This window comes from Sphaerochaeta sp. S2 (genome assembly GCF_016406725.1).
Lineage (GTDB): Bacteria > Spirochaetota > Spirochaetia > Sphaerochaetales > Sphaerochaetaceae > Sphaerochaeta.
On sequence record NZ_JAEKNT010000391.1, the window covers coordinates 1 to 1,476 of the forward strand.

Consider the following 1,476-nt stretch of genomic DNA (forward strand, 5'->3'; position numbering starts at 1 on the left):
GTGTATCTCTTGTTCACCTCTTCAAAGGAACCACTTCTTGCAGCAACGGGGAGTTTTTCGGCGTTTATGGCTTTTCCCTCATACAGGGTCTTACCCACTGTCTGATCATAACTGAAGGTGGTGAAAAGCTGTGCAAACCGGTCTTCTCCACTCAACTTTAGGTCGATCAGGCGGGCAACTTCCTTTCCTTGCCCCATCGCCTCAGCTGCAGTGGAAGGTCCGTTGATGACATCCCCAATCGCCCAGACATGCTCTTGGTTGGTCTCATACATGTATGGATTCACTTCCAGATGGCCCCGCCGGGAGACGGCAAGCCTCTCTTTCTGCAAGAGTTCTGTATCTACCCGTTCCCCGATCGCTACAATGACTGTATCGCAGGGAAGCGAGCGGATGGTGCCGGTACCTCTACGGATTCTTCTACCGCTGAGGTCATATTCACCTATCTCCAGCTCCTCCACCTCAAGGGCTTCAAGTCTTCCCTTCTTGTCTCTGGCAACCTTTTTGGGTGCAACGTTGAAGATACAGGGGATACCTTCACTGAAGGCTTCCTCGATCTCACTCTCATTGGCCGGCATATCTTCTTTATCTCTTCTATAAGCAATGGTTACTTCTACTCCGATTCTCCAGAGAGACCTGGCAACATCGATGGCGACATTGCCGCCTCCAATAATGACAACCCGCCTGCCAACCGAGGGGACCTCACCCTCAGCAAGAGCGTTGAGGACATCGGTACCTTGCACTACCTGACCCTTATCAGCACCATCAAGCTGCAAGGTTGCATGATGGTACGAGCCAAGAGCAAGAATGACTTCATCATAGTTGCCTTTGAGATCAGAGAGCCACATGTCCTTACCGAGTCGCTTGTTAAAGGCAAAGGTAATGGGAAGTTGCTCAAAGAGCTCCAACTCCTTTGCAAGCACTTCACTTGGCAGTCTATAGCTTGGTATGCCATAGCGAAGCACACCACCTGCTTCCTTGTGTTCATCGTAGATGGTCACCTCATGCCCAAGACGAACAAGGTAGAAGGCTGCACTCAAACCAGCTGGGCCTGCTCCTACAATTCCAATCTTTTTGCCGGTGGATGCAGGAATCCTTGCAACCATCTCCTGATACACATCCTGCTCGTTACCCATCTTATAGAGCGTATCTGCAAGGTAGCGATGCAGTTCCCCCTGATGCACAGGAGCATCCAAGGTATCTCGTCTACACCTCATCTGACAGTGGAAGTGGCATATTCTTCCCAGTGTTCCAGGCAGGGGGTTGTCTTCCAAGGTGGAGGTAAAGGCCTCTACCAATCGATTCTCCCTGAGCAGTGCAATATAGGCGGGAATCCTCATGGAAAGTGGACAGGAGTTTGAACAGAGCTCATCCACCAGCGCTTCACATGTTCCTGCCACGCAGTGCTTTCTTACGATATGGCTTTCATATTCCTCAGGGAAATAGCGTAGTGTTGTCAGTACAGGATTGGTAGCAGAC

Annotated in this window: 1 protein-coding gene; it reads right to left on the reverse strand. The window is 50.7% G+C overall.

The genetic code is table 11. The features are described from left to right. Positions 1 to 1,476, reverse strand: a 1,476-nt coding sequence (locus tag JF818_RS11530) for an FAD-dependent oxidoreductase (RefSeq protein WP_198892154.1), incomplete at both ends; no start/stop codon positions are given.